Origin of the sequence: Pseudoalteromonas sp. S1608, assembly GCF_005887265.1 — a bacterium.
GTDB classification, from domain to species: Bacteria; Pseudomonadota; Gammaproteobacteria; order Enterobacterales; family Alteromonadaceae; genus Pseudoalteromonas; species Pseudoalteromonas undina.
Genome location: NZ_PNDK01000023.1, coordinates 16,657 through 39,832 on the forward strand (window position 1 = coordinate 16,657; position 23,176 = coordinate 39,832).

At 39.7% G+C, this 23,176-nt stretch carries 19 protein-coding genes; 8 read left to right on the forward strand and 11 right to left on the reverse strand.

Going from position 1 to position 23,176, the window contains the following annotated elements:
* Positions 1 to 3: 3 nt before the first annotated feature.
* A complete protein-coding gene (locus tag CWB75_RS10860; protein WP_131691210.1) occupies positions 4 to 480 on the reverse strand; it encodes an HPP family protein in 477 nt (158 codons plus the stop codon).
* Between the two features lie 101 nt (positions 481 to 581).
* Between CWB75_RS10860 and CWB75_RS10865 the strand changes: the two genes are divergently transcribed.
* Positions 582 to 1,157 carry a TetR/AcrR family transcriptional regulator gene (locus CWB75_RS10865; RefSeq protein WP_131691211.1) on the forward strand — a complete coding sequence of 192 codons (576 nt, stop codon included), beginning with the start codon at positions 582 to 584 and terminating at the stop codon, positions 1,155 to 1,157.
* 63 nt (positions 1,158 to 1,220) lie between these two features.
* Here CWB75_RS10865 and CWB75_RS10870 read toward each other — a convergent pair whose 3' ends face one another.
* The 7 genes from CWB75_RS10870 to CWB75_RS10900 form a co-directional block, all read right to left on the reverse strand.
* Entirely contained in the window at positions 1,221 to 4,394 is a 3,174-nt protein-coding gene (locus CWB75_RS10870; RefSeq protein ID WP_138570639.1) for an amidohydrolase family protein, read from the reverse strand.
* A 99-nt stretch (positions 4,395 to 4,493) separates the two neighbouring features.
* Positions 4,494 to 5,318 carry a M90 family metallopeptidase gene (locus CWB75_RS10875; protein WP_010388541.1) on the reverse strand — a complete coding sequence of 275 codons (825 nt, stop codon included), beginning with the start codon at positions 5,316 to 5,318 and terminating at the stop codon, positions 4,494 to 4,496.
* 139 nt (positions 5,319 to 5,457) lie between these two features.
* Positions 5,458 to 6,666 carry a M23 family metallopeptidase gene (locus tag CWB75_RS10880; protein WP_054201132.1) on the reverse strand — a complete coding sequence of 403 codons (1,209 nt, stop codon included), beginning with the start codon at positions 6,664 to 6,666 and terminating at the stop codon, positions 5,458 to 5,460.
* A gap of 211 nt (positions 6,667 to 6,877) precedes the next feature.
* The gene (locus CWB75_RS10885) at positions 6,878 to 9,766 is read right to left on the reverse strand and encodes a ligand-binding sensor domain-containing diguanylate cyclase (protein WP_138570640.1); all 2,889 of its coding nucleotides are present in this window, start codon (positions 9,764 to 9,766) and stop codon (positions 6,878 to 6,880) included.
* 110 nt (positions 9,767 to 9,876) lie between these two features.
* Positions 9,877 to 10,539 carry a CatA-like O-acetyltransferase gene (locus CWB75_RS10890; protein ID WP_010388537.1) on the reverse strand — a complete coding sequence of 221 codons (663 nt, stop codon included), beginning with the start codon at positions 10,537 to 10,539 and terminating at the stop codon, positions 9,877 to 9,879.
* A 150-nt stretch (positions 10,540 to 10,689) separates the two neighbouring features.
* Positions 10,690 to 11,730 carry a Leu/Phe/Val dehydrogenase gene (locus CWB75_RS10895; RefSeq protein WP_010388535.1) on the reverse strand — a complete coding sequence of 347 codons (1,041 nt, stop codon included), beginning with the start codon at positions 11,728 to 11,730 and terminating at the stop codon, positions 10,690 to 10,692.
* Between the two features lie 431 nt (positions 11,731 to 12,161).
* Positions 12,162 to 13,688 (reverse strand): fumarate hydratase, encoded by a 1,527-nt coding sequence (locus CWB75_RS10900; protein WP_010388533.1) that lies wholly within the window; start codon positions 13,686 to 13,688, stop codon positions 12,162 to 12,164.
* Positions 13,689 to 13,854: 166 nt separating this feature from the next.
* Between CWB75_RS10900 and pabB the strand changes: the two genes are divergently transcribed.
* The 3 genes from pabB to CWB75_RS10915 all read left to right on the forward strand — a co-directional run bounded on the left by pabB (position 13,855) and on the right by CWB75_RS10915 (position 17,259).
* Entirely contained in the window at positions 13,855 to 15,213 is a 1,359-nt protein-coding gene (gene pabB, locus CWB75_RS10905) for an aminodeoxychorismate synthase component I (protein WP_138570641.1), read from the forward strand.
* On the forward strand, positions 15,206 to 15,781 hold the full coding sequence (locus CWB75_RS10910) for an NUDIX hydrolase (RefSeq protein ID WP_138570642.1): 576 nt from the start codon (positions 15,206 to 15,208) through the stop codon (positions 15,779 to 15,781). Before pabB ends, CWB75_RS10910 begins: the two co-directional genes overlap by 8 nt.
* A gap of 101 nt (positions 15,782 to 15,882) precedes the next feature.
* Positions 15,883 to 17,259: an L-serine ammonia-lyase gene (locus tag CWB75_RS10915; protein WP_054201138.1), complete on the forward strand. Its 1,377-nt coding sequence runs from the start codon at positions 15,883 to 15,885 to the stop codon at positions 17,257 to 17,259.
* Between the two features lie 68 nt (positions 17,260 to 17,327).
* Here CWB75_RS10915 and cysB read toward each other — a convergent pair whose 3' ends face one another.
* A complete protein-coding gene (gene cysB / locus CWB75_RS10920) occupies positions 17,328 to 18,305 on the reverse strand; it encodes an HTH-type transcriptional regulator CysB (protein ID WP_054201139.1) in 978 nt (325 codons plus the stop codon).
* 297 nt (positions 18,306 to 18,602) lie between these two features.
* Between cysB and CWB75_RS10925 the strand changes: the two genes are divergently transcribed.
* The gene (locus CWB75_RS10925; protein WP_075169051.1) at positions 18,603 to 19,358 is read left to right on the forward strand and encodes a hypothetical protein; all 756 of its coding nucleotides are present in this window, start codon (positions 18,603 to 18,605) and stop codon (positions 19,356 to 19,358) included.
* A 112-nt stretch (positions 19,359 to 19,470) separates the two neighbouring features.
* On the opposite strand, the gene CWB75_RS10930 is transcribed toward CWB75_RS10925, so the two are convergent.
* On the reverse strand, positions 19,471 to 20,763 hold the full coding sequence (locus CWB75_RS10930; protein WP_054201141.1) for an NCS2 family permease: 1,293 nt from the start codon (positions 20,761 to 20,763) through the stop codon (positions 19,471 to 19,473).
* A gap of 118 nt (positions 20,764 to 20,881) precedes the next feature.
* On the opposite strand from CWB75_RS10930, the gene CWB75_RS10935 reads away from it, so the two are divergent.
* The 3 genes from CWB75_RS10935 to CWB75_RS10945 all read left to right on the forward strand — a co-directional run bounded on the left by CWB75_RS10935 (position 20,882) and on the right by CWB75_RS10945 (position 22,618).
* Positions 20,882 to 21,343: a tetratricopeptide repeat protein gene (locus CWB75_RS10935; protein WP_010388519.1), complete on the forward strand. Its 462-nt coding sequence runs from the start codon at positions 20,882 to 20,884 to the stop codon at positions 21,341 to 21,343.
* Between the two features lie 324 nt (positions 21,344 to 21,667).
* Positions 21,668 to 22,102: a SulA-like leucine-rich domain-containing protein gene (locus CWB75_RS10940; protein ID WP_010388516.1), complete on the forward strand. Its 435-nt coding sequence runs from the start codon at positions 21,668 to 21,670 to the stop codon at positions 22,100 to 22,102.
* A 39-nt stretch (positions 22,103 to 22,141) separates the two neighbouring features.
* Positions 22,142 to 22,618 carry a YchJ family protein gene (locus tag CWB75_RS10945; RefSeq protein WP_010388514.1) on the forward strand — a complete coding sequence of 159 codons (477 nt, stop codon included), beginning with the start codon at positions 22,142 to 22,144 and terminating at the stop codon, positions 22,616 to 22,618.
* Between the two features lie 67 nt (positions 22,619 to 22,685).
* Here CWB75_RS10945 and CWB75_RS10950 read toward each other — a convergent pair whose 3' ends face one another.
* The gene (locus tag CWB75_RS10950; protein WP_054201143.1) at positions 22,686 to 22,988 is read right to left on the reverse strand and encodes a DUF6172 family protein; all 303 of its coding nucleotides are present in this window, start codon (positions 22,986 to 22,988) and stop codon (positions 22,686 to 22,688) included.
* Between the last annotated feature and the right edge of the window lie 188 nt (positions 22,989 to 23,176).

Consider the following 23,176-nt stretch of genomic DNA (forward strand, 5'->3'; position numbering starts at 1 on the left):
GCGTCAAGCGGTTTTTTTATGTTTAGTTTCTATCAATAGCTGCAAAAACCACGTTGCGACAAAACCACACACCACAATAAACACTGTCCCGGCAAGTACTGGCATTATTAAAAAATCCCAACTTTGGCTAGACTCAATAATTAAGATAGGGTTTGCACCGGCAGCAGGGTGAATGGTTTTAGTAATCATCATCAAAGTTATAGCAATACCCACAGCCAGCCCAATCATGATCGCACTATCAGCACTATAATAGCTAAAAACAACCCCAATCATTGCGGTCAGCATATGCCCCCCTATCACGTTTTTTGGCTTAGCTAATGGGCTCTGTGGTACGCCAAAAACAAGCACAGCTGTTGCGCCGAATGGCGCCATTAACCAAATACCGTAATCACCCATATAATTTAGCCACGCCAAAAAACCCAAAACAAAAGTAGAAAAAACACCTGCGATTAATGCCGACTTTATTTGCTCACTATGCATATTACCTCCTCAAAAGTAGACCGATTTGTCTACACTTGCAATATAGACAAGTCGGTCTACCTATGTCAAGCTGTGTTTTTACTGCTCAAATTTGGAATATCATGAATAAACAACAACAAATAATCAGTACGGCACTGAGCCTTTTTTATAAAAAGGGTATACACGCTGTTGGTATTAATGAAATTTTAGCTGTATCCGGCATTGCAAAAAAAACCTTATACAAGCACTTTGAAAGCAAAGATGCGCTTATTTGTGCTTGTTTAGTCGCACGCGACATGTGCTTTAACGCTTGGCTAAAAAAAATATGTCTACAACCAAGTGCTATATTAGTCGCGCAAGCAATTTTTTTCGGACTGAAAAAGTGGATTAATAATGAGGTTTCAGAGTTAGGTAACTTTAATGGCTGTTTTTTTATTAATACTGCAGCTGAATACCCTATAGAGAATGACCCTATTGCCAAACTTTGCAAACAGCATAAGCAAACGAACTTTGAGATTATACTATCAGCTCTTTTAGAAACCCCTGAATTTGCTCATAATAGAGAAAAAGCAATTGAAGCCGCACACCATTTACTCATTTTAAAAGAAGGATTTATAACTAGAGCGAGAGTGATGCATGATGTATCAGTAGCTCCACCTAGTGATAATATTTTAAAAGCGATAGTAGCAGTTGGTTAAATAGATAAATACAATATAAAAAAAGCGGCTAAATAGCCGCTTATTAACTAAAAAACGCCTACCTTATTCAAAAAATAATGGGGCACGTTGTTTTTTACCAACTTCGTTCATCGTTGCTGCGTCGAACAAGCGGCCGTTGATCATGGTGTAATCAATTTTGTCTGAATCGCGGATGTTTTTCAGTGGGTCGCCATCTATAACCATTAAATCTGCCAGTTTACCGACTTCTAATGAGCCTACATTTTTATCTAAGCCTAGGTATTTAGCAGGATCGAGAGTTGATGCTCGAATAGCCTCAAGCGGCGTCATACCACCTTGAGCAAACATCCACATTTCCCAGTGCGCACCTAAACCTTCACGCTGGCCATGTGCACCTAAATTAACCAGTACACCTAAATCTTGTAGTTCAGCTGCCACACGTGCATTGTTAAAGTGGTTATAGTGATGATCGGGCGCTTTAACACGACGCATTGAACGTGGTAGTAATTGATTTTTTGGCACAAATTTGCTCAATCGAGGATGATTCCACACATCAGTTTTATCGTACCAGTAGTTTTCCCCCCAAATACCGCCATAGGCAACCACCAATGTAGGCGTATAACCTACATCACTTTGTGACCACAACTGCTTAATATCATCATAAATATGTTCAACCGGAATGGAATGCTCAATCCCTGTATGCCCATCAACCACCATACTCAAGTTATGTTGTAATAATGAGCCCCCTTCTGGCACGACCATCATTTCAAGTTCACGACCAGCCTCAATCACTTGCTGACGCTGCTCTCTGCGAGGTTGGTTATAAGACTTAACACTAAACGCCCCTACTTTTTTCAAGCGTTCTAAATGAAATTTAGCATCATCTAATGAATCAATATGCGAAGTATAACCAGGCATATTCGCGCCATATAAAATAGTACCAGTAGAAAAAATACGCGGGCCGACAATCATACCGGCTTTTTGCATTTCACTGGCAGTGAATATTTCAGTGGTGTCGTTTGATGGATCGTGGATGGTGGTAACACCTAGCGCAAGGCCTGCAAAGTTTTTCCAATTTTGTTGTGGGATAATTTCATCGCTTGCTTGTGAGCCATGCGCATGCGCATCAACCATACCAGGCATAATTGTTTTGCCTGTTACATCAACAATCTCAGCATTTTTTGGAATGCTAATATCTGCAGCAGAGCCAATAGCTTTAATATGTTTACCATCGGTAACAATAACGCCATTTTCAATGACTTTTTCGCCGTCCATGGTAATAATTTTTGCGCCAGTTAAGGCAATCATGCCTTCTGGTTCAGCCATTTTTTTGCTAAAACCAATGTTAGTCCCGCTTTTGACTTTAACCCCTTGGTCATCGGCTTTATTAATAGCAAACATTCCATCTAAACTGGCATGGTATAGCTCAGGGCCAAGTGTCCAATAGAGTTTATTGCTGTTGGCACTCCAGCTAATATTTTCACCAGCACGAACAGATAATTGCTCAATTGGAAATTGGCTGTCTTTAGGGCCAATATTAATGGTTTTGCCACGCTCAACAAACGGTGTTACAAACACTTTAAAGCGCTCTGCAAATGCTAAATACTCGCCATCAGGCGATACCCTAAATTCAGTGGCATGCTCTGATTCATAGAGTTTGCGCACTTTTTTACTTTCAAGCTCAACCACACTTAACGTTGGTTTAGGCCATGGACTCATAACATAAACACGATCGTTGGCACTACCAAACTGCGGTTGGTAACCACTTTTAGAAATTAGTTCACTCTTACCACCTTTAGTGCTAACACTGTAAATACCAGGGTGTAATGACCATTTAGGATTTAAAATGCTGCCGCCGCTGGCTTTACGATATACCACTGTTTTGCCATCTGGACTAAAGGTAGGCTCTACATATTTTCCCGGTTCATCGGTAATAGTATCGCCGCGACCACTTCGTGCAGAAACAACGCGCACTGTGCCTTGTTCATTATCGTCCCACGTGGTGTAGACAATTTTTTTGCCATCACGCGAGTACTGTGGAAATAACTCATAATGATCGGTTTGCTTGGTTAAACGTTTGATTTTTCCTGAGTCTAAATCGCGTTTATAAATATGACCAAGTGCTTCAAACAATGCCGTTTCGCCATCTGGGCTAATTTGTACATTTCGCAGCATTTTTACATCAAATTCTTCAGTATCGATATTTTGAGTAAAGCGCACCGCTTTTTGAATTTTTTTCGTGGTGTCTATTTTGAATGCAATATCGCTGACAGATTTATCATCGACATTGAGTTTATGAATGGTGCCACCAGCCCAAAATACTAACTCTTCATTATCTGGTGTCCACGCAATTGTTGGGTATACCCCATGAATAGCCCATGTTTCTTGCATATCGCGCTCTAGCTTGTCATATAGCTTGGTATGCTCACCGCTGGTTAAATCGTATAAGTACAAGCTAGTTTGAAAGTCATCACGCTTTACATAGGCAAGTTTTTTACCATCAGGTGACGGAGTTGGTCTGATTGCCCCACCCATACCACTAATAATCGTTTCTATTTCACCGGTTTCACGATCATAGCGCTTAATTTTATAAATACCCGCAACCGAATCTTTTGAGTAATGAAAGGTTTTACCTGGGGTGGCATCATGAGAAAAATAAACATAACGGCCATCAGGTGAAAACATCGGCTCACCTAAATCTTTTTGATCGTTTTCACGTTTAGTCAGTTGTACCCCTTTACCACCCGCTTTGTGATAAAGCCAAACTTCACCCGCGCCCAAAGAACGACTGGCGGTAAAGTGCTTACGTGCAACTAAATAATCGCCATCAGGGCTCCATGCCGGGCTATTAAGTAAACGAAACGTTTCGTCCGTTACTGCAGTTTGATTCTCGCCATTAACGTCCATAACCCAAATATTATCACCGCCCCCCTGATCTGAGGTAAATGCGATATATTTACCATCTGGGCTAAAACGCGGCTGCATTTGCCATGCGATATCAGAGGTTATTTGAGTGGCTTTACCACCACTCATTGGCATAGTGTAAATATCGCCCAGTAAGTCAAATACTAAGGTTTCTCCATCAGGGCTTATATCTACATTCATCCATGTGCCTTGCTCTACACTAATAGAAGCATCTACAAATTGCCCTTTTGGTGAATCAACTTGCCATTTTTTTTCATCTGTTTGCTCTGCGTGTACTTGACCCAATGCCAATGAAACTGATAACGCAAGCGCTGTTTGCAGCATTTTCTTCATGCTTATCTCACTTATTATTGTTGCTGTGTGTTGCTCTATTACATGATTGCAACAAAAACGCTAGCAAGTTACCAGCGTAATAGGATGAAGTGCATAAAATTAATGCCAAACAATAGGATCAAATTGATAAAAATCTACCAGCAAACGGTAAATTTCAGGGTCATCGCGGCGTAAATCTGCGGGTTTTTCTAAAAACGTTTCGGTGATCACCGCAAAAAATTCTGCCTCATTTGTGGCTCCGTAGCTATGAATAACATGCGGCATGTTATAAGCAACGTGTGTTTTTAACTGCGAAAACGCTCGGCTAAATACCTTGCCCCATTGTTGATAGTGAGTCTGTGATGTAAGTAATGGCGTGCCGGTGGTTTTACCGGTCTCTTGATCAAGTTGATGCGCAAACTCATGAAACACTAAATTATGCCCGTCACTGGGTAAGCGGTTACCCTCAAGCACATCATGCCAGCTCAGCACCAGTGTGCCTCCTGGCCATGACTCACCTTGCCTTACGGTATTATGAAAACTAACAAGTCCTGCGTTATCGCGACTTGATTGAGGCGCATAATAGGCGCTGGGATAGAGTAAAATTTCCTTCACGTTTTTATACAAAGGCCAAGGTTTATTTAGTACCAGCAGGCAAGCATCGGCGGCAATAATGAGTTTCATTGCTTCAGTTAGTTGCAACCCATCACAGCCAACAAAGCGCTTTTCATTTAAAAACCACACAATATGACGAGCCAACTTGGCTCGATCTGCATCAGTCATTTTGTTATAAATTGGCATAGCCCGCAGCAACAGCGCATGCTGTTGTGGGCTTAATGATAAATGACTGTATTTACGGCGCCACAGAGTATTTTGAATATCAGGCCAACGCCAAAAAATAACGACAAACGCAAAAAGTAAGAAAATCAATAATCCGTTTACCATTTAATAGCCCTATAATTATCTATACAGTATTAATTGGTCCATAAAACTAGAATTCAATTATTTAACACTAAATAAAAAGCCACACATCTGTTAGAGCGTGGCCTTTTCTTTAACAAGTGAACTGTTTATTTATATCATTCTAGCGATACAAAGGCTGCCATGCACATGTACGATAGCCATATCGTTCAAAATAGAAACGATTACAGTTGGTGTCATAATTACTTGAGCCAACATCAATGCGATGCTCACTTATATATTTATTATGCAGAGAAACCTGTTGCCCATTATACAATAAAGTAAAGTGGACATGAGGACCTGATGATTGGCCGCCCTCACACAATGCTTGATTATAATTATTTGCATAGCGACCTAACCATGCACCAGGTTGAACATAATCACCACTGCTATATTGAAGGTTTGACATGTGGTAGTAGTTGGTTGAATAGCCACTGGCGTGTGTTACTCGAATATTGCAGGAAGAAAAGCGAGTTACCGTTCCGCCATGCGCAGCTTGAACAAAAGGAGTATTAGCGCCCCAGCCACCAGAGCCATTGTTAAAATCAAGTGATGAGTATGGGTAGCCAGAACCTGTATTTGAGTGAGCGCCACCACTGTACCAATAGCCAGACGGCCACGGTAAATTCATTTCAAAACTAGCGGCTAAAAGTTGTTTTTCATTATTTTGATCTACACTATTCAATGAACGTTGCAATTGACTAGTGTTACTAGGAAATACACGGTCAAACGTAGCTAAAAACTCAGTCAAAGTCTGTTGATTATTTTTAGAGTTTGATGCCAGTCTATCGCTATCTGCAAACAGACTTACTAGAGCCGCAGTTGCAGCTGTGCTACTCGTAGTTTGGGTTGCCTGATTGCGTTTTTTTAACTTATCTTGTGACTCTTGCCACTGCTTATATGCATAAAAGCGTTGACTTAATTTCATCACTACGTCTTTTACTTGCGCATCAAAACCACGCTTGTCTGTTATACCAGCTAAAGGGTTCTCAATATCAGCATTTGGGTTTGAAAGTAAGCCACTTTGTTGCTCTATCAGCGCTAAAATTACTTTTGGATTAATACTGGTATAACCTGCCCAGTGTAAAATGAGCTCTTTTTTATCTTCAATTGCTGACGCATGCAAAGAAAAAAAGTTATCCCAATCTTCGTTTAATAATGAGTCATTAAACACAAATTGCGTATCATCAATAGTCAGTAAAGAGTTAAGCTTGAGTGATGCTAAAGACTGTTTAGTAAACAAAAAGTCATCATGCTTATCGCCTTCTGCTAATACCACGGGTGAGGCCCCTAGAAGACTTGCGAATGTAATATTAATTATCTTGTTTTTCATCTTATATTCCTTAAGTAAAAAGCAAAAAAAACCCCTAATGGGTACACAAGGTATAGCACCCAAATTAAAATAAAGTTAATTAATATTACTTATGCTTACATATAATTACTTAATGAATTCACTTAACCTACACAAATAATAAAGAAGTTGAAATTATCTATATGATAAAAGCTGTCGGAAAAAACGATTTAACGCATTAAAGCAGCTCTTTTTAGGAAGTTATGCACTCAACCCTATTTCGGCCATTGTTTTTTGCCTTGTATAAAGCTTGATCAGCACGAGATAATAACCGATCGTAATCATCGACATTATCTGAGTCAGAAACACCAAAGCTCACGGTTACACTAAGCCCCTGAGCAATAGACGAAAAATCATTATTTTCAATTTCTTTGCGTAATTGTTCACATAATTGCTGTGCTTGCACAGTATTCATGTCAGGAAATACAAATGTGAATTCTTCACCGCCCCAACGAGCCACTTCTTGCTCGCCTTCACAATGCGCTTTAAGAATATTGGCGACTTCACATATAACCTGATCGCCAATCAAATGAGACCAACCATCATTAATGCGTTTAAAGTGGTCAATATCCATAATGGCAATCGCAAGCGGAGTATTACGCGCTTTAAAATCTGTAAAGTTGTCGGCCAGCCAACCATCAAATGCCCGGCGATTCGGTAAGTCGGTGAGCTGATCATGGGTAGCTTGATAAGCAAAGGCACTTGCTTGCTCTTGCAAGGCTTGGGTTTGCTTCACCACTCGGCTAGTTAGCTCTTTTTCTACTTGCTTATAGCGATACAAGCGATAACGATATGCACTATATATGACAACCACAAAAATAAAAAACACCACTAGCTTAAAGCTGGTTTTTTGCCAAAAATACGATTGAATTTCAAAATGAATCACTTTGTCATTTTGCTGCCAATCGGTATTAGGATAGGCAGAACGCACTGCAAATGAATATTTCCCCGCGGGTAAATTAGTATATTCAGCTGTTGCAATATGAAAACGATCAACCCATTCATCGTTAAAGCCTTTCATTTTTGTTTGAAAGTTTAATCGCTGCGGCATGATAAAACTTAAGCCCGCATAATGGAACGATAGTCGTGTAACTCCAGGTGGCAAAACAAGTGTGTCACCATCAACAGGCAATAACATGGGTTTACCATCTACAGAAAAACTTTCTACAATAGTTGGTAACGGTATCTCGGTGGCTTCTTTTAATCGCGCGGGTTTAACAGTACTCACCCCTTTTGCGGTGGCAAACCAAATAGTACCATCTGAATGCGCTGTAGCCGAAGGCGTTGACCCTCCATTGGCTTGCGCACTGAGCATGCCATCGCCCTCATCGTATAATTGAAAAGCTAGCGTCTGACTACCTTTTGTAGCTGAATCTAGTAGCTGATTAACCTGCTTATAATTAACTTCAATAATGCCACGGTTACTTGATAGCCAAAGTGAATCTTTAAAGGGCACAATTTGAAAAAGCTTATCAACCGGTAATCCTAACTCCCTCCCTAAAATAGTCATATGGCCATTTGAATGTTGATAACGCAGTAAACCTCTATCGGTCGCCATCCAGGTATATTTATCGTCAATATAAAAGCCAAACGCATATTTAGCCGAAAACGCTTCAGGGAACTGAATTGGTTTAAATTTATCCGTATTGGTATTGTAAACTACTACGCCATTGCCAGTTCCTATCCAAATATTTGCCCTCTTATCTTCACTCAAAGCTAGAATAAAGCCACTCGGCAACTCTTTCTCATTAGTAAATTGCACTAAACTGCCGTCGGTATTAACTCGCGTTAACCCCATGGCTGAACCTATCCATAAACGATTTTTTGAATCAAAAAGTAACGAGCGTACTTCATTACTACCAAGCCCATTATCACGATTTAAGTAAGGTACAAGCTCGTTATTCACCACCTTTAACACACCTGAAGTATAAGTACCGACCCAAACATCACCTTGGCTTTGTTCAAGTAAGCTCAATACTGAATAAGGAGAGCCTTGTTTAGTCCCTTTAATTTGGGTAATTTTATTATTTTGCAACCGATCTAAGCCTGTACTCCCGCCTATCCATAAACTGCCATCAGAATGTGAAAGTACCGTGCGTACGTAGTCGCTAGATAAGCCTCGCTTTTTTCCCCACGATGAAAACGGGGCTTCTCTTAATCTAAATACACCCGCGTTGGTACCTACCCAAATACTGTTTTCTCTGTCTTGCAATAATGACAATATGCGGTTTGCAGGTAAGCCATTTTTAGCATCTAATTGTTCTATGCCATCAACACTAAGCCTAAATACCCCTTTATTAATAGTGCCAAACCATAAATCACCATGGTTATCTTCTAATAAACTAGAAATCGACTCAGCACTAAGCTGTGGATGGGGTGACTCGAACACATTGCCATTTAATACTCGCGCACCTCTTTCACTACCAATAACAAGGCGTCCTTCACGGGTAATCAATAGAGTATATACAGGTGCATCTGGCAAACCATGATGTGGAGTCATCAATGTAGCCGTGTAGTTAACTATTTTATACAGCCCATCACTAGTTGCAGCCCATATAGTGCCCTGCTTATCTTCAATTATTCTATAAGCACTGACGTTTTGTATTATTGGGATATCTTGAGTGCTTTTGGCAGGTCGATAAAACACACCATCATTTTCAAGTGCCAACCACAAATCCTCGTTTTTACTCTTAAATACGTGATTAACCATTGCTTGGGCATTAGGTTGAGTGTCCCATTGTCGGTGCTGATATAAACTAATACCGCCGCGCGCTCCAGCTATGAGTAAGCCGCCATCGGATGTGGGGGTAAGCGCACGTACGCCTGAGTCAGGCAAATCGGTAATTTCTGAGCGGGTAAATAGTTTAAATTCTTGACCGTTAAAGCGGGCAAGCCCTTCCCAAGTACCTACCCATAAATAGCCATCTTGTGTTTGTGCAAGGCTATTAATGCTATTGTGAGGAAGGCCCGAACGGGTATTCCACGTTTCAAAAAAATAATCGCGCAACGGCAGCCGAGTCTGTTGCTGAGCATTAACAGTAAAAATCACCAACAAGAAACATAAAATCACCAAGCGATTCATCAGACACTGCCTTTATAATTATTAGTTTTTATATTTGAGTAAATTCAAGGTGAAAATTTAATTAGAAAACATCACCAACAAATAATAACATAAGATTTACAACTTTTTCATTAAGTATTATCACTCAAACTATCAAATGTATGTTGCAATCGTTGGATGAACTTAGCCACATGTAGTCCATCTAATAACGCATGATGGACATCAATTGATAGTGGCATTTCGCCTGTATCGGGGTTGTATTGACCAAACACAAATTTAGGGATGCCACAGCTTTGGCCCTGGGTAAACGCATGCGAAAAGCTGCTAAAGTTTAACCAAGGTAAAACAGAAACGTGAATTAAATCAGCTTGTCCTTCAGTTGCTGCAAAGGCATCAGAAAACAGCGGGTTTAACCTTGCTTCATGACTAATCGCTTTTGCTTTATTAGCAAACTCATTTAACGAGTTTTGCTGTTTAAAATAACTAAAGCGAAACGAGTCATCATCGGCAAGCTCAACAACACTCGCGCGCATGGTGTTTAAATAATAAGGTTTTTGATTAACAATACGCAGCATCATCGGCTCATACTCATGACATGCTTTTAATAAGCAATAAACATAACCATGAAAAAAAGCACGATTAGTTTGCTTACACACGGTATATAGCTTTTTAGCATTGAGTCTTACACACACATTAAAATAAGGCTGAGTGAAGTTTTGAAACAATTCAAAATGTTGTTTGCGCGGCCACTGATCAAAATCAATAGCCCGAAGAGATAAATCGGCAGAGGACATAAATTATACACAGAGCAAAAGTAAAATTTTACCTCGCTTTGCCTATATTCGCATTAACTAAAATGATGCTTTGGGTGTAGTTATACCAAAGTCTTATATAGGCATAAAAAAAGGAGCGATATTCGCTCCTTAGTTGAACTAAATAAAAACTTAAAGTCCGTTTTCAATAATTTCTTGAGCAAGCTCATCAGCAATTAAATGCGTTGATTTTTGTTCTTTTTCACTACGGGTAAAGATTTCGCTTAATGTATCGAAAATTTTCTCTACGTGTTTATTAGACGCCTCTTTACTGTAACCTTCAGGCGCTGTTTCGTAATACACGTTAATAATACCGCCTGCATTTATTACATAATCTGGTGCGTATAAAATACCTTTTTCACGTATAATTTCACCATGGCGTGATTCTGCAAGCTGATTATTTGCACATCCTGCTATTATAGTTGCTTTTAAACGAGGGATCGTTGTGTCATTAATAGTGGCACCTAACGCACAAGGCGCATACACATCAACATCTAAGTCGTATATTTCATCAATACCAACCGCTGTTGCACCAAAATCGTTGACTACACGCTCTACCGCTGCTTGGTTAATATCAGTAACAAATAATTCTGCACCAGCTTCAGCCAAGTGCTTACATAATCCATAAGCCACCGCACCTAAACCTTGCACAGCTACTTTAATGCCTGAAAAATCTTGAATGCCGCGCTGATGATGAAGCGCTGCTTTCATACCTAAAAACGTGCCGTAAGCTGTAAATGGCGATGGGTTACCACTTTTGCCTTCAAGGCCTAGCACGTAATTTGTTTCTTTGTTCATTAACGCCACATCATCACACGTGATATTTACGTCTTCTGCTGAGTAGTAACTGCCATTTAAACGCTCTAATTGACGACCAAATGCACGAAACAACTGTTCAGACTTGATCTCTTTTGCATTGCCAATAATAACTGACTTACCACCACCAAATGGCAAGCGTGCCACAGCATTTTTATAGGTCATCCCTTTTGATAAGCGCAATACGTCGTAAACTGCATCCTCATCGTTGGCATAATCCCACATTCTACAACCACCTACAGCTGGGCCTAAATTTGTGTTATGTACCGCAATAATAGCCTTTAAACCAGACGCTTTGTCTGAACAAAAAACCACTTGTTCATGGTTATCAAATTCAACTTGATTAAATACAACCACTTTAAATACTCCGAAAATAATGAGCCCTTTTGGGCAAGCACGCTACAAATTGACGAGACTTTATCACTTCAGTTGATGGTTCGCCACACTATGAGTAGATAAACCAAATAAACCGTACTCAATAGAAAAATAAAACGGTTTATCGTGATAAATAAGCATAAATAATTTAATAATAATTATATTATTAAGTATAAAAGCTAAAAACGTCATCGCAATTAAAGTTTACGCTTACGTGAACGTCACTTTGAATTTATATGTAAACTTAATAGTACATCTTGAAAAAGAACACTACATCATAAAATACAATGGGTTATATAATATCTGTCTGCGCAGTATAAACTGGTCTGAGGTGTTTAAGTATCTGCAAATTTTAAAAATAAAAAAACGAGCACGGGGTGCTCGCTTTTATGATTGCTGTTTATACAGAAAACTTACTTCATTTTACTGTCTAGTTCTTCAATTTTTGCTTTCCAAATTGCAGGACCTTGGGTGTGAGCATTTTCACCTTCACTGTCAACGGCAACCGTTACTGGCATATCTTCTACTTCAAACTCGTAGATAGCTTCCATACCTAAATCTTCAAATGCAACAACACGTGCCTTTTTTATTGCTTTAGATACTAAGTAAGCCGCACCGCCTACAGCCATTAAATACACTGACTGATGCTTTTTAATAGACTCAACCGTTGCAGGGCCACGTTCAGCTTTACCAATCATTCCCACGATGCCTGTTTTTTCTAACATCATGTCAGTAAATTTGTCCATACGAGTAGCCGTTGTCGGGCCAGCAGGACCTACTGCTTCATCGCCTACTGCATCCACAGGACCAACGTAGTAAATAAACTTGTTATCAAAATCAACACCTTCAGGTAAACCTTCCCCTGAGTTGATCATATCTTGCAGACGCTTATGAGCAGCATCTCGACCCGTTAAAATAGTACCTGAGAGTAAAACGGTTTCACCCATTTTCCATTCTTTAGTGTCTTCTTTAGTAAGGGTATCTAAATTAACACGGCGTGTGCCCTCACCGACTTCGAATGTCACTTCTGGCCAGTCTTCTAATTTAGGTGCTTTTAAATTCGCAGGGCCTGAACCATCAAGCGTAAAGTGAACGTGGCGCGTAGCAGCACAATTTGGGATCATAACCACTGGCTTTGAAGCCGCGTGAGTTGGCGCCGTTTTAATTTTAATATCAACAACCGTGGTTAAACCGCCAAGACCTTGCGCACCAATACCTAATTTATTCGCACGTTCAAAAATTTCTAAACGCAGCTTTTCTTCTGTTGTTTCTGCGCCGCGCTCAATGAGTTCATGAATATCAACCGGATCCATTAATGACTCTTTCGCCATTACCGCTGCTTTTTCTGCAGTGCCACCAATACCTATGCCTAGCATACCTGGTGGACACCAACCCGCCCCCATTGTTGGTAACGTTTTTTCTACCCACTCGGCCACATCGTCAGATGGGTTTAACATCACCATTTTACTTTTGTTCTCTGAGCCACCACCCTTAGCAGCCACCATCACTTCAACTTTATCGCCTGCAACTAAGTCAATGTGTACCACTGATGGCGTATTATCTTTAGTATTTTTACGTGTTCCTGCAGGGTCGGCAACAATCGATGCACGCAATGGGTTATCTGGATTTAAGTACGCACGACGCGTCCCCTCATCAACCATTTGTTGTACTGTTAAGTCGGTTTTATCCCAATTAACATCCATACCTACTTTTACGAAACAGGTGATGATCCCAGTATCCTGGCACAGCGGACGCTTACCTTCTGCCGACATACGCGAGTTAATTAAGATTTGTGCAATCGCATCTTTAGCGGCTTTGCTTTGCTCTTTGTTATACGCTTTTTCTAGCGCTTGAACAAAATCAAGAGGGTGGTAAAACGAGATATATTGCAAAGCATCTTCAATGCTATCAATAAAGTCTTGCTGACGAATTGTACTCATAGTGGTTCCTTAAGTTGTTGTTACGCACGCTGCACGTAAGCGATATCAAACCCGTGACGGTGGTTCGAACTGTTTTCAACCACAGCGCTCACTAAACGCTGCCAAATAAATTTGACTTATGATACCCTCCCAGCCCGTTTCGAGCCAGTTCTTAAAGGGATAGTAAATGCTAAACAATAAAAAAAATTGTGTTGAATTAGCCATATCACAAAATTGTATAGAGGTATTTTCGCATTTTGCTCATTTGCCCTACGCCATTTTGCTAGATTCGGGTGATAGCGATCACATTAACAGTCGTTTTGACATAATTGCTATTGAGCCTCAAAGCACTCTGGAAGTTAAAAATAATCTAACCGTTTTTAATAACCAAGCGAGTGCTAAAAGCTGCTTTGAAATAATGAACGATGAATTAGCAAAGCTCGATACAACAAAAGCCGTCCACAATTTACCCTTTAACGGTGGCTGGCTTGGTTATTTTGGTTATGACTTAGGGCGTACCATAGAGCAACTACCAAGCAACGCTCTTAACGACATTGATTTACCGCAAATGGCCGTTGGACTTTACCTTGATGCACTGATTTACGATAAACAACTGCGTAAGTGGTTTTATATTTCGCAACCCAATGTAAATCGTCTCTCGCAGTATCAGCAGCATTTAGCGCAACCACCTAAACATGAAAGCTTTTCGCTTACATCACAGTGGCAGTCAAATATGAGTCAGAGGAGTTATAGCGAAAAGTTTGCCGCGATTGAAGAATACTTAAAAAGTGGTGATTGTTATCAAATTAATTTAGCTCAGCGTTTTAGCGCACATTACCAAGGGTCTCCTTGGGCGGCCTATGTTAAATTAACGCAGGCCAATAAAGCGCCTTTTTCTAGTTTTATAAATCATCCGCAAGGCGCTATTTTATCAATATCACCCGAGCGTTTTATTGCAGTGCACGACAACAAGGTAGAAACAAAACCTATTAAAGGCACGCTACCACGTAAAGCCGATGCTTTAGAAGATGCCAAACAAGCCACATTACTGGCAAACTCCAGTAAAGACCGCGCTGAAAATGTCATGATAGTAGACCTGCTACGAAATGATTTAGGTAAAGTCGCAAAACCGGGCTCTGTGGTTGTACCTTCTTTATTTGCTATTGAAAGCTTTCCGGCAGTACACCATTTGGTAAGTACAGTTACATCCATCCTTGATGAAGGAAAAACAGCAGTCGATCAACTTGAAGCTGCATTCCCTGGAGGGTCTATTACCGGGGCACCAAAAGTGCGCGCAATGGAAATAATAGAAGAGCTGGAGCCACACAGACGCAGTATTTATTGTGGCTCTATTGGCTATATTAGCGCCTGCGGTAATATGGATACCAGTATTACCATTCGAACTTTAGTTACTCATCATCAGCAAATACATTGTTGGGCTGGCGGTGGCATTGTTGCTGATTCAAAAGTCGAATTGGAATATCAAGAAACATACGATAAAGTAAATAAAATACTCCCTATATTAAATGAAGGTCGCTTTGAATAGTGAAACCATTTCGGCTCGTTTTCAATTAAACCGCAGTTTAGCCGTGGATCAGCTCAAAGATAATAAAAAAAAGCGCGCCAGTGCAGTGATGCTACCTTTGATTGATATAGATAACGAAGCACATGTTTTATTGTGTAAGCGGCCAACCTATTTACATCACCACCCTGGGGAGATTTGTTTACCGGGTGGTAAATTTGAAATTAATGATGTTAACCTGCGCACCACGGCACTGCGTGAATTACATGAGGAGCTAAACATTCCCCCGCATAATGTTCAAGTTTTAGGCCAGCTGCCGGAATACTCTACCCTTACTGGATTTACTATACGTCCTTTTGTGGGCTTAATTAAAAAAGAAACGGTATGGGAGAACGATCATAACGAAGTACAAGCCAGCTTTTTACTCTCTATAAAAGCACTGAACAACGAAGCTAATTGGCAACCAATCCACTTTGAACGTAATGGAAAAGCCCTAACTTTAAATGGCTTTATCACTCCTCACGGGCTTTTGTGGGGTGCCACAGCCAGCATTATTAAAAACTTTACAAAACAACTCGCCATACCAGTTTAAATCTTTGCTAATAAGGGTTACACACCTGCATTTCCACGTTATTATAGTCGACCGTTCAAAGAACAGCTTAATGCTGAGAAAACTAAGTAGAGACACACATTATGATCAGTGCATTTGACATGTTTAGCATTGGTATTGGCCCCTCATCGTCACATACCGTCGGCCCAATGCGTGCATCACGCTTATTTGTTAATGACCTAGATGAGCAACAACTATTAGCAAATGTAACCGATGTAAAAGTAGAGCTTTACGGCTCACTGGGGCAAACAGGTGTTGGTCATGGTTCGGGAAAAGCAGTGATCCTTGGCCTAGCCGGTTATGATCCTGAGACCATTGATGCCGATTTAGTGGACGATATTTTAGCAAAAATAGAAAATGAGCAGGTTATTTATCTAAACCAAACTCATAAAGCTAAATTCCCTAAACAAGGCGCTATTGTTTTTCATCGTAGAAAAACACTCCCTAAACATTCCAACGCAATGGAAATTATTGCCTATAACAATGGCGAAAAAGTATATAGCAAAGTTTACTACTCTATTGGTGGCGGGTTTATTGTTACAGATGAAGAGTTTGAAAAAGAAAAACAAGCGGCCTTAGATATTCGCGAAGAAAACCCTGCCCCGTTCCCGTTTGGAACGGCTAAAGAATTACTCGAAATGTGTAAAGAGTCGGGTTACAGCGTATCAACGTTAATGATGAAAAACGAAAAAACCTTACGCAGTGAAGAAGCCATAAAAGATGAATTATTTAATATTTGGCAAGTAATGAAAGCCTGTATTGAACGTGGTATGCGTACCGAAGGTATTTTACCTGGTGGTTTGAAAGTAAAACGCCGTGCACCAAGCTTATATTTAAAGCTCAATGTAGAAGTGAGTAACGATCCACTTCGTGCTATGGATTGGGTTGATTTATTCGCATTAGCAGTGAATGAAGAAAATGCAGCAGGCGGTCGTGTGGTTACTGCACCAACAAATGGTGCAGCTGGTATCCTACCAGCCGTATTAATGTACTATCATACTTTTATCAAAGAAGTTGATCGCGACATTGCTACTCGGTATTTATTAACCGCGGCCGCTATTGGTATTTTATACAAAAAAAATGCCTCTATCTCAGGTGCTGAAGTGGGTTGCCAAGGTGAAGTTGGTGTTGCCTGTTCAATGGCTGCTGGTGCGCTGACTGAAATTGTTGGTGGTAACGTGGTACACGTAGAAAATGCCGCTGAAATTGGCATGGAACATAACTTAGGATTGACCTGCGATCCAGTGGGCGGCTTAGTGCAGGTACCTTGTATTGAGCGTAATGCAATGGGCGCTATTAAAGCAATTAATGCTTCTCGTCTTGCTATTCGCGGTAGTGGAGAACAAAAAGTATCGCTTGATAAAGTAATTAAAACCATGCTCGATACCGGTAACGATATGAAAACAAAATACAAAGAAACCGCTCGCGGTGGATTAGCTGTTAACATTATCGAGTGCTAATTAGATAGCATAAAAAAAAGCCGCTTAGTTGCAAAACTAAGCGGCTTTTTCATTACTGTTTATGGCGGTTATTTAACTGGCAATTCGATATCAGCAAATAATTTATCAACATCGTCTTGATTACGCAGCAAACTTGCTCGCTCTACTCGCTCTTTGGTTAAATGCGGTGCAAAACGTTCGATAAAGTCATACATGTAGGTACGTAAAAAGCTACCTTTTCTAAAACCAATCTTAGTGGTGCTTGCTTCAAATAAATGGCTAGCATCAATGCACACTAAGTCGCTGTCGTTTACCTGGTCAATTGCCATAGATGCAACCACACCGACACCTAATCCCAGGCGCACATACGTTTTAATAACATCGGCATCGGTGGCGGTAAATACAATATGCGGCTCAAGCCCATAGGCGTTAAATGCTTTATCAAGCTCTGAGCGACCAGTAAAACCAAATACATAAGTGATCAAAGGATACTGCGCTATATCTGCCACCGTTAAGTTATCGACTTTTTTCGCAAGGGGGTGATCTTTAGCAACCACAATACTGCGATTCCAGTGATAACAAGGCAACATAACTAAATCTGAATATAAGTGCAGTGCTTCAGTAGCAATCGCAAAATCTGCATCACCGCGCGCAGCTGCATCCGATATTTGCTGCGGCGTACCTTGGTGCATATGCAGTGACACTGCTGGGTATTTTTGGGTAAAGCCTTGAATTACGCTTGGTAACGCATAACGTGCTTGGGTGTGCGTAGTCGCAATATTAAGTTTACCTTGATCGGGCAGCGTATGTTCATTAGCAACCGCTTTAATACCCTCAACTTTTGAGAGTATTTCTCGCGATATGTTAATGATTTCTTCGCCAGCACCTGTAACGTGAGTTAAATGTTTACCACTACGGCCAAAAATTTGTACACCTAGTTCATCTTCTAACATACGTACTTGCTTAGAAATACCAGGCTGGGAGGTAAATAAACTCTCAGCGGTAGCTGAAACATTTAATTTATGATTTTGAACTTCTACGATATATCTAAGTTGTTGTAATTTCATGGCTATGTAGTTTCGTTATAATTCACATTGACAGATAAAAGCGCACCCTAATTAATAGGTAACTATATAAAAGGCTGATTAAGGTTACACAATGTAACAATTAATTTATTGAAATTTCAGGTTAACACAATAAATAAAGTTGAGATAGCAATGATTATCAGCAAACAAAACATAACACATTAAGATTTAAACGCTTTATGCATGGTGTTTTTTTTAGTTAATCGGCGCAAAGTTTCCCACCTTTTATATATTTAATGTAAGATTAGATAATAAGGTTAAGAATTTGAGAATTATAACATGATCGTTTCCATTATAATTGTATTAATTGTTGCGCTTATCGTCATTGCACTGTGGGTTAGTGCTGTTCAACAACACAAAGAAAAACAAGAAGCTGAACGACGTAAAGAGCTAACAAAACAAAAAGCTATCATTGAAGAAACTGAAGAGGCGTTAATGAATAGCGCAAATATCCCTCTTTCAGAAGCAACTCAGCGAATATTACAACGTCGTATTCATGATGCGCTAAGTAATATGGTGTCTATTTCAAGCGGTGGTAGCGGACTAAAAAACCGCTTAAAAGAAGCAAAAGAGCGACTACAAAATCCGATTCAAGACGGCTCGGATGGTTTTGTTTTGCCAGGTAATGACAAGCAACTGATATCACTAATACAGGGTATAAAAAAGCTCCGTACTATTATCCGTTCTGAGCACAACAAGGGGAAAGTTGACAGCCAAGCGTTTATTGCAGAAGACAAACGCCTTGAGAAGCTACAACTAAGAATCAACATTGAAAGCCAGATAAAACGTGGTCTAGCAGCTCAAACAGCCGGTATGGTAGGCTCTGCTAGGCAGTACTTTGAAAAAGCATCGACGACGCTAAACAGTGTGTCATTTAATGATGATTACATTACTGCAAAACGAGTTGAAGTTGAAGGCTATCTAGAAACAATAAGCACTGAATTAAAGGCATCAAACGCTACATCATTGAAGAAAAAGAACGAACAAGAGCAAGATGATTTAGACGTACTGTTTGCACCGAAAAAGAAATGGTAATCCATTACCTAATAAAAAAGCCCATACAACTGTATGGGCTTTTTTATAACTGAAATTTAGTCACTATATAAATTTACATACCCAAACTAAATCTAGCTATTTAACAAAAGCATTAAGATAAAAATGCAAACTTAATAATAAACAGTGCCGTTAAAATCCAAACACTAATACTTACCTGATCTTTTTTACCACACAGTACTTTAACCGCTGTATAAGAAATAAAACCCAGTGCAATACCGTGTGCAATTGAAAAGGTCAATGGAGTCATTAACAATACAACACTCACTGGAATTGCATCAGTCATATCATCCCAGTTTACAAACTTTAAGTTTTGTAGCATTAGAACAGATACATATAAGATTGCCCCTGCTGTTGCGTATGCGGGTACCATTTGTGCCAAAGGTGCAAAAAACATCATTAATAAAAAGCAGCAACCTACAACTACAGCCGTTAAGCCCGTTCGGCCCCCCACTGATACTCCCGCTACAGATTCTATATAAGAAGTTGTTGTTGAAGTTCCCAGCATTGCACCGGCAATGGTTGCAGTACTATCAGCGCTTAATGCGCGACCTAAACGCGGCATATTGCCGTTTTTATCTGCTAGACCCGCTTTTTGAGTAACCGCTACCAACGTGCCTGAGGTATCAAATAAATCAACAAATAGAAACGCAAAAATAACACTCAACATAGACAGTTCAAAAGCAGCACTAAAATCAAGTTGCATAAAAGTCGGCATTATTGAAGGTGGCATTGCAACAACACCATGATATTCAACTAATCCCATCGACACTGCTATCGCGGTAACGAGTAAAATACTAATAAGCACGCCGCTTTTAAAGTCACGATAAAGTAATGCCGCAATAATAAAAAAACTAAAAATAGCTAATAGCGGACCCGGTGACGTTATATCCCCTAGCTGCACAAGTGTTGCTGGGCTTGATACAATAATACCAGCACTTTTCAGCGCAATAAGTGCCAAGAATGCACCAATACCGGTTGCTATTGCTTGTTTGAGCACCAGGGGGATTGCATTAATAATCCACTCTCGCACCTTAAATAAGCTTAATATTAAAAATATACACCCTGACATAAACACCGCGCCCAGCGCTGCTTGCCAGCTATAGCCCATACCTAGCACCACGCCATAGGTAAAAAATGCATTTAATCCCATACCCGGTGCCAATGCCAATGGATAATTGGCCCACAACCCCATAATAAAACACCCTATTGCAGCGGCAATACAGGTTGCAACAAAGGCAGCACCTTGGTCCATGCCTGCTTCTGCAAGCATAGCTGGGTTAACGAATACGATATAAACCATCGTAATAAATGTAGTCATACCGGCAATACATTCACGGCGAACCGAAGAATCATTTGCACGGATTTTGAATAAGGCTTCGAGCATAATAAACTTGTGGTTGTAAAAAGTGGCGAGATTTTAGCATAAAAATAACTTTTTACAGGACATTTTACCTTGCTATATACTAAACTAGCTAAGTGATTAAAATAACAAACGAAGTAGCATGATCAAAACGACACCAAGTGGCCAAGACTTAGAGCAACAATTAGACAACATTCTTTCTTTTGTAACGCAACCAAGCGATGCAAATCCCCCTGCGAGCTCTAAAAACACCGATCAAGACACATTAAATAAAGCTCTTTATTACCTTAAAAATGAACAAGGCGCCTTAGCCGCAAAATGGATGCGTTTAGCAGCAATGGCAGGAAACTATCGTGCACAGTTTTACTTAGGGCTATTTTTCATTAAAGGCCAAGGTGTGCCACAAAGTGTATTTCATGGGGCTGCGTGGCTCAGCTTAGCTAGTAGCCAAGGATATGAGCCAGCAATAGAGGCAATGAGCGATATACGCAAACACATTAGTACCAAACGACTTAAAGACGCCCAGTGTTATGCCGCCAGCTTATATGAACAAATTCATCAGTTACAATTTTCACATTTGATCCCTATAAGTCACGAAAAATAGTTTTACTACCTAGTAACTCATTCTATCTGTAAATTAATTAAGCGTTTTATAAGTTAAATGCAACAACGCTTAATTTTTTAAACTACTGTATACCTCATGCATTTCAAGATTTATTTAGTTATAGATTAAAAAGCTACCGTCAAAAGTATTCATCCCCAAAAATTATAATCTATTGTTATATATGAACTATTTATTTTTAAATAGTTTCATTATCGTGCTCAGCTGAATAACTGTACAAAAAAATAGCAAAAAACACTTGCACCAAACAACTGTATAAACTACTGTATACATGTACTGTATAAAAACCCAGTGAGTGAGACGATTATGTTACAGCCTATTACCGTAAGAACAGTTAAGAGCTACCAACAAGATGACCAATCTGATTGTGTTAACGTTGTACAAATTGAAGATGAGATTTCAGCGACGTTTGAATTATTAAAAGTATTACACCAATACAATAGCTTAAATGCATGGACACTTTTAATTGCGCCAGACCATGTACCTAGTAAAGCGTTACTTGATTCATGTTCAATTGATACCAGTAAATTATTAGTTATACGCCAAAAACATTTAGTTAATATAGAGTATGTTTTAAGTTCTGCACTTCACAATGGAAATTTTGCAGCGGTGATCACCTGGACCGACATAATAAATAATCAGCAACTATCACAGTTATCATTAAACCTGAGCCATACACGCACTAAGCTGTATTGCTTTAGCAAAAAAAGCGCTCAAGCTGAGATTTCACTAACGCAATAAGCTTGGTAAACTAGCGTTTTAATACACAGTACATTTATTATGACCTCTAACGCCCTACTATGTTTTTGTGGCAGTCAGCAACTTTATGCTGATTGCTGTGAACCTTTTCATTTAAAAACCAAACAGCCACAAACACCTGAGCAACTTATGCGTGCTCGCTACAGTGCATATGCGGTTAAAAACGCGGCTTTTGTTCGTGAAAGTTACGCAAAAGAAAAGCAAGCTGAAAACTCACTATCAGAAATTAAGGACTTTGCAACTAGTTGCCGCTTTATAAACTTAACCGTATTAGATTCTGGTTATAATGATGAAACAGGGTTTGTAAAGTTTAAAGCCCATTACTTTTATCAAGACTTGTATTGCGAGCTGGCTGAGCATTCAAAGTTTATTAAAGAAGATGAACAGTGGCGATACCTTGATGGTGAGATCACACCGGTTGCTGATATTAAAGTGAAACGCAATGATACTTGTCCTTGCGGCAGTAATAAAAAGTATAAAAAGTGTCATAGTGTATAAGTAACAACCACAAAAAATGGGCCACTTGGCCCATTTTCAAAAACTACACTAAACGCAACTTAGCGCTTTATTCGTCATCACCTTCATCGAAGTCTTGACGTTGTGCAGGTCTTGCTAAAATCTCTAAGTAGAAAGAGGTTAAACCTTGCTTTTCAATTTCACTGATGTGATTGTTAATTTCAGCAACGTGAACCACTTGGGCCTCTTCAGCCGTGTTACCAAACTTACAATCAAATGCCCAGTAGTCGGCATCAACAGGTAAAGTTTTATTACGTTCTCTTTTCAAATATTTTTTCACTTCATGCTTTGCAGCATCAACCATACGAGGGTATTTGATTTTCTCATGATTCAGCGTGAATGTTTTCTTCATTACGTTCCTAATTACCTTGGTTTAATGATAATGGCATTTAATGTCATACCATTTGCGCCATTATAGCAATTGCATTTAAATTTTGGATGCTTTTTTTATATTAAATCGGTTATTAAAATAAAGCACCTACAAAACCACTAATATAAACACAGTTTATTACAATCTAATGGCGCTTAAAAAACAGCATT